The sequence below is a fragment of the Streptomyces sp. NPDC029014 genome (assembly GCF_055564695.1).
On record NZ_JBVHVT010000049.1, the window covers coordinates 1 to 6,513 of the forward strand.

Below are 6,513 nucleotides of genomic sequence, written 5' to 3' on the forward strand. Positions count from 1 at the left end.
CCCCCCCCCCCCCCCCCCCCCCCCCCCCCCCCCCCCCCCCCCCCCCCCCCCCCCCCCCCCCCCCCCCCCCCCCCCCCCCCCCCCCCCCCCCCGGGCCGGGTTCAGCTGCCCGTGAGGAGGGCGACGACCTCGGCCGGGGAGAGCGCGGCGCCCGCCGCCGCCTCCTCCTCGTAGCGGTCGGGGCCCAGCACCGCGCGGGTGGTGTCCGGGATCGGGCCGACGGTGGCCTGCTCCGGGACCGAACGCGGGTGGCCCGCACGCCATGCGGTGGCCGCCGCAAGGGCCCGTACGGCCGGTGCGGCGCGGCCGGACCCGGCCAGCAGGACGGCCGCGGTGTCGGTGAGCAAGGCGAGGATGCGCTCCGCGCAGTGCGCGGCGACGGCCGAGGCCAGGGCCGGGCCGATGGCGGCGAGGCCCGCCTCCGGGCCTGCTTCGCGGCCGATCAGCGCGGCGTCGATGTTGTCGAGGCCGGCGGTGAGCTGCGGGGGCGCCGAGAACCGTTCGGATGCGGCCCGGGCCAGCTCGTACGCCTGCCGGGCCCGCCCGAGGTCCCCGCGGACGAGGGCGAGCAGGCTCCACAGCATGCCGGCGTAGGCCCGGACGTCGTACACGCCGCCGTACTGGTCGACTTCGCGGTCCGCCTCCGCCAGCAGCCGCTCGGCGCCGGCGAAGTCCCCCGCGCAGAAGGCGGTCTCGGCGATCCGCGCCACCGTGAAGGGCGCTTCCATGTGGGCGCCGACCTCGCGGGCGAGGCGCAGGCACTCCTCGTACTCGGCTCGGGCCAGGTCGTAGCGGCCGCGGGAGAGCGCGACCTCGCCGGCGGCGCTCGCCACCTGGGCGCGGGTCCAGCGGTCGCCGACCCGGTGGGCGATCTCGTGGAGTTCGGCGAGGTCGGCGTCGACGGTGGACAGGCCGCCGGTGAGGTCGATGGCCAGGTGGGTGCGGAGCAGGAGGGCGACACCCAGTTCCCAGTCGTCGCCGTGGCGGCGGCAGTTGCCGACCGTCTCGTCGAGCCCCTCGCGCATGTCGAGCACGTTGCCGGTGAGGAGGGTGGTCATCGGCCACAGCATGCCGGGGAAGCGGGCGGTCTCGGGGCCCTCGGCCCGGAAGACCTGCCGGATACGGGCGGCGAGGGCGATGTTCTCGGGGGTGCGGAAGTCGTCGGGCGCCTGGCCTTCGGCGAGCAGGAAGACGTGGAGCATGCGCAGGCGCATGAAGCGCCAGTACGCGGGAGTGCCCTCGGGCGGCTCGGCGGAGAGGGTCTCCAGGACCCGGCCGGCCCATTGCGCGCCCTCGGCGCGGTAGTTGCGCAGCCACCAGAACCAGCCGAGGGCGAGGGCGAACCGCTGGCCGGTCTCGCCGCTCGCGGTGGCGCCGGTCCCGGTGGCGCCGGTCCCGGTGGCGCCGGTCCCGGTGGCGCCGGTCCCGGTGGTGTGCAGGAGGGCTGCGCGGAGGTTGTCGAGCTCGGTCTCGGTGCGTCGGATCCAGCGGAGCTGGGCGGCGCCGCGCAGGAGGGGCTCGGCCTCCTCGGCGAGGGCCAGGAAGTGCGCGGCGTGGCGGTCGGCGGCGGCGTGGCGGTCGGGGGCGTGCGCGGCCGCGCGTTCGGCGGCGTACTCGTGGATCGTTTCGAGCATGCGGTAGCGCATGCCGTGGCCGTCGGGGTCGGGGGTGGCGACGACGAGGGACTTGTCGACGAGGGAGCCGAGGAGGTCGGCGACGTCCAGGGCGCCGCCCGCACCGTCGGGTCCGTCGGGGCCGTCGCTGCAGACGGCCTCGGCGGCCGGGAGGTCGCAGCCGCCGGCGAAGACGGAGAGGCGGCGCAGGACGGTGCGTTCCCCGTCGTCGAGGAGGTCCCAGGACCAGTCGACGACGGCGCGCAGGGTCTGCTGGCGGGGCAGGACGGTACGGGCGCCGCCGGTCAGGAGGCGGAAGCGGTCGTCGAGGCGGTCGGCTATCTGGCGCGGGGTGAGCAGCCGCAGCCGGGCCGCGGCCAACTCGATGGCGAGCGGGAGCCCGTCGAGGCGGGCGCATATCTCGGCGACGGCGGACGGGTCCTCGCCGGGGGTGAAGCCCGGGCGGACGGCGGCGGCCCGGTCCGCGAAGAGGCGGTGCGCGGGATCGGGCGGGAGGGGGTCCACGGGGCGGAGCGTTTCGCCGGGCACACCGAGGGGTTCGCGGCTGGTGGCCAGGATCCGGACCCCGGGGCAGTGGGTCAGGAGGAGCTCGGAGAGCTCGGCGGCCGCGCCGATGACGTGCTCGCAGTTGTCGAGGACGATCAACAGGCGGCGGTCGGCGCACAGTTCGACGAGCCGGGCGGCGGGGTCCTCGGCGGTGGACTTCTCGCGGGCCACGAGGGTGTTCTCGCGCAGGCCGAGGGCGCTGAGGACGGCGCCGGGGACGGCGGCGGGCTGGTCGAGGCGGGCGAGTTCGACCAGCCAGCCGGGCTCGGGGTGGGCGGCGGCGGCCTGCTCGGCGAGTCGGGTCTTCCCGGAACCGCCCGGTCCGGTGAGGGTGACGAGGCGGAGCCGGGCCAGGTCGGCCTGGAGGGCGGCGAGTTCCGGCTCGCGGCCGACGAAGGAGTTCAGCCGGGGCCGGAGGTTCCCGCCCGCGGGGGCGGGGTGCCCGGCGGCCGGGGTTCCGGCGGCCGGGGTTCCAGCGGCCGGGGTTCCAGCGGCCGGGACCTCAGCGGCCGGGACCTCAGCGGCCGGCACCGAGGCAGCCGGCACCGCGGCCGGCGGGCGCAGGAGTTCGGCGTGGAGGGCGGCGAGTTCGGGGCCCGGGTCGGTGCCGAGGGCGTCGGCGAGCGTCCGGCGGGCGTGCTCGTACGCGGCGAGGGCGTCGGCGGTGCGGCCGGCCGCCCGCAGGGCGCGCAGCTGCTGGCCGCGCAGGGTCTCGTCGTACGGACTCCCCTGGATCAGCGCCTCGATGTCGGGCAGCAGCCCCGCCGGGTCGGCGTGGCCGGAGCGGAGGTCGGCCTCGATCCGGTCGCGCAGGGCGGCGGCGCGGTACGCCTCCGGGGCGGCGGCGTGGTCGCGGCGGACGGCTTCCGGGAGGTCGGCGAGGGCCGGGCCGCGCCACAGGGCGAGGGCCGAGCGGAGGACCTCTGCGGCGCGGGCGGGGTCTGCGGGGTCCTGGGTGAGCCGGGCGCGCCCTTCACGGGCGAGCCGGGTGAAACGGTGCAGGTCGACGTCGTCGCGGCCGGCGACGGCGAGGCGGTAGCCGCCGGCGGGATCGGCCACGACGGTGTCCCGTCCGCCGAGGGCCCGGCGGAGCCGGGCGACGAGCGCCTGGAGGGCGGCCGGGGCGTTGCGGGGCGGGTCGTCGTCCCACACCTCGTCGACGAGGTCGGGGACGGAGGCGGCGGCCGGCCCACCGGCCCGCAGCGCGAGCGCGGCGAGGAGTGCGCGCAGGCGGGCGCCGCCGATGACGAGGGGGGCACCGGTGTCGTCGCGTGCTTCGGTGACGCCGAGGATGAGGTACTGCACCGGCCAATTCTGCGTGGTGCCCGACCGGAACCGCCACCGGCTTTCGCCCCGGGCGCCCGGCCCGACGGGTCGGGCCACGGAGGTGCCGGCGCGGCGGGACGGTCGGGCGGGCAAAGATCCCGGCCCGGTCGCAACCGGCCCTGCTGCGGCTACCGGGCCCGTAGCGCGGCCAGCCGCTGTTCGAACGGCACCACCTCGAAGCCGTCCGCCGGGTCCACCGACGTGATCGACCCGGTCAGCGAACGGGGTGCGATCGCGACGGCGGTGTCGACGTCCGGGGCGGCGTCCCACGCGGCGGGCGCCACGAAGCGCGCCAGCTCCGCGCCGGCACGGGCGATGCGCTGGGCCAGCCCCTCCTCACCCCAGTCCTCCGAGGACGCGTACACGGCGGTCGGCAGGACGAGCGCGCGCAGGTAGGTGAACAACGGGCGCAGCGCGTGCTCGGTGACCAGGGAGTGCCGGGCCGTGCCGCCGGTCGCGCCGAGGAGCACCGGCTTCCCGGTGAGGGCGTCCTTGTCGATGACGTCGAAGAAGGACTTGAACAGGCCGCTGTACGACGCCGCGAACACCGGGGTCACGGCGATCAGGCCGTCCGCGGCCGCCACCGCGTCGAGCGCGGCGGCCAGTCGGGCGGACGGGAAGCCGGTGACGAAGTGCTGGGCGATCTCCGTCGCCAGGCCCCGCAGTTCGATCACCTCGGGCTCGGCGTCCACGTGCTGCAGCGTCGCGGCCGTGAGCCGGTCGGCGAGCAGCCGCGTCGAGGAGGGCGAACTCAGTCCCGCCGATACGATGACGAGCTTCATGCCTGCGTCTTCTCCTTCGGGGTCTCGTGGGCCGCCGCCACACGGGCGGAGTGCGTCGGTGCGTCCGGCACGCCGGCCGGGCGCAGGCTTGCGAACTCCTTGCGCAGCACCGGCACGACCTCCTCGCCGAGCAGGTCGAGCTGCTCCAGGACGGTCTTCAGGGGCAGGCCCGCGTGGTCCATGAGGAAGAGCTGGCGCTGGTAGTCGCCGGCGTAGTCCCGGAAGGACAGGGTCCGCTCGATGACCTGCTGCGGCGAGCCGACGGTCAACGGCGTCTGGGAGGTGAAGTCCTCCAGGGACGGGCCGTGGCCGTACACCGGCGCGTTGTCGAAGTAGGGGCGGAACTCGCGTACCGCGTCCTGCGAGTTCTTGCGCATGAACACCTGGCCGCCGAGGCCGACGATGGCCTGTTCGGGGGTGCCGTGGCCGTAGTGGGCGTAGCGCTGCCGGTAGAGGTTCACCATCTGCTCGGTGTGGGAGGCCGGCCAGAAGATGTTGTTGTGGAAGAAGCCGTCGCCGTAGTACGCGGCCTGCTCGGCGATCTCGGGCGAGCGGATGGAGCCGTGCCAGACGAAGGGCGCGACGCCGTCCAGCGGGCGCGGGGTCGACGTGAAGGACTGCAGCGGCGTACGGAACTTGCCCTTCCAGGTGACGACGTCCTCGTCCCACAGCCGGCGCAGCAGGGCGTAGTTCTCGATGGCGAGGTCGATGCCGTCGCGGATGTCCTTGCCGAACCAGGGGTAGACCGGGCCGGTGTTGCCGCGGCCCATCATCAGGTCGACGCGGCCGTCCGCGACGTGCTGGAGCATCGCGAAGTCCTCGGCGATCTTCACCGGGTCGTTCGTGGTGATCAGCGTCGTGGACGTGGACAGGATCAGCTTCTCGGTGCGCGCGGCGACGTAGCCGAGCATCGTCGTCGGCGAGGAGGGGACGAACGGCGGGTTGTGGTGCTCGCCGGTGGCGAAGACGTCGAGGCCGACCTCCTCGGCCTTCTGCGCGATGGCGAGCATCGCCTTGATCCGCTCGTGCTCACCGGGCACGCGTCCGGTCGTCGGATCAGCCGTGACGTCACCGACGGTGAAGATCCCGAACTGCATGGCTCCCCTTCCCAAACTGGTTTACGTTTCAACTATACCCGGGAACGGGGGGTGCACCCGAGGTATTCCCGCCCGTGGGCGTACAGGCGGGCCGATCGCGCGGCCGACGCCTCCGGACAGTGACCTATCAGCCCCTGGCCAGCAGAAACACACCGTCGCCCGCTGTCTGTCACCTCACGCCCCGAATCCGGACACCGCGGCGCGGCGGCCGGAGGCGAGGGGAAGGGGCTCAGCGCGGGGGGTCGGGGTGACGGAAGGACCTCTCCCGCCGCCCGGGCGGGCGCGGCCTCGGGGACGGCTCGCGGCGGCACGAGACGCGCGGGGGTGAAGCGGCCGGCGACGCCTGCAGCGGCAGCTCGACGGCCGGGACCGGCTCCACCGGGGCCGGGGTCGTGGCCGTAGCCGGGGCCACGGCCCGCTGCCTACTACGCCGAGTGGTGATCACGGCGGCGACCCCGCTCATCATCCCGCCCACGGCAGAGACGGCCGCCACCGACACGCTCGCCCATTCGACCGCGGCGTCGGACGCCTGGAGGACATGCGGACGCTCCGCCTGGCCCCTGGCGGGCGGATCGGGCAGCCCCGGCCGATCCGCGTCCGCGCCCACCGGGTACGGGCCGCCGGACGCAGATCCGGACACGGCACTGACCGTGTAGCCGGCGATGATCAGCGCCGCCAGCCCCAGGCCGATCACCGCACCCGCCCACAGCCACCGCACGCGCCTGGTCTCGTCGTCCACGGGGACGCCCACGAGGGCGGCCGTGAAGGCGGCCAGGCGTCGAATCCTGCTGGTCATACGGTGGCTCCTGGTTCGGGGGCGGCGGGCGCGCGGTGCACGGCCTTCCTCCGCCGGCGCGTGTACCTCCATTGCGCCCCCGACGGGCCCGCGGGTCACGCCCCGAGACCTCGGGGCTTGACAACGGACGACTGAAGGCGATCGAGCCGGGGGCCAGACCCCGGTGCCACGGCGGGGACGGCATGCCCCGCCGTGGCACCGGTGGCCTCGCGTCAGCTCCCGGCCGCTCAGCCCACGCGCTCGATGCGCGCCCGCCGGATCAGGTTCTTGCCCGGCTCCCGCACCTGCTCGAAAGCCGCATTGTTCAGCAGCGCACAACTACCCGACGGACC

The 6,513-nt window shown here is 75.5% G+C and carries 4 protein-coding genes and 1 pseudogene; all 5 read right to left on the bottom strand.

The window, feature by feature from the left end:
* Window positions 1-101: 101 nt before the first annotated feature.
* Window positions 102-3,485: an AfsR/SARP family transcriptional regulator gene (locus ACZ4VL_RS25180; RefSeq protein ID WP_468204085.1), complete on the bottom strand. Its 3,384-nt coding sequence runs from the start codon at window positions 3,483-3,485 to the stop codon at window positions 102-104.
* A 149-nt stretch (window positions 3,486-3,634) separates the two neighbouring features.
* Window positions 3,635-4,288: a CE1759 family FMN reductase gene (locus ACZ4VL_RS25185; protein WP_468204087.1), complete on the bottom strand. Its 654-nt coding sequence runs from the start codon at window positions 4,286-4,288 to the stop codon at window positions 3,635-3,637.
* On the bottom strand, window positions 4,285-5,385 hold the full coding sequence (locus tag ACZ4VL_RS25190) for an LLM class flavin-dependent oxidoreductase (RefSeq protein ID WP_468204089.1): 1,101 nt from the start codon (window positions 5,383-5,385) through the stop codon (window positions 4,285-4,287). The genes ACZ4VL_RS25185 and ACZ4VL_RS25190 overlap by 4 nt, the downstream gene beginning before the upstream one ends.
* Before the next feature lie 229 nt (window positions 5,386-5,614).
* The gene (locus tag ACZ4VL_RS25195; protein ID WP_468204091.1) at window positions 5,615-6,181 is read right to left on the bottom strand and encodes a hypothetical protein; all 567 of its coding nucleotides are present in this window, start codon (window positions 6,179-6,181) and stop codon (window positions 5,615-5,617) included.
* A 227-nt stretch (window positions 6,182-6,408) separates the two neighbouring features.
* Window positions 6,409-6,513 (bottom strand): annotated as a pseudogene (locus ACZ4VL_RS25200) (RlpA-like double-psi beta-barrel domain-containing protein); the annotation flags it as partial.

Bases quoted from the DNA above. Each gene is read 5' to 3' on its own strand.
- ACZ4VL_RS25185 (WP_468204087.1), bottom strand. From the start codon at position 4,288: ATGAAGCTCGTCATCGTATCGGCGGGACTGAGTTCGCCCTCCTCGACG.
- ACZ4VL_RS25195 (WP_468204091.1), bottom strand. From the start codon at position 6,181: ATGACCAGCAGGATTCGACGCCTGGCCGCCTTCACGGCCGCCCTCGTG.
- ACZ4VL_RS25190 (WP_468204089.1), bottom strand. From the start codon at position 5,385: ATGCAGTTCGGGATCTTCACCGTCGGTGACGTCACGGCTGATCCGACG.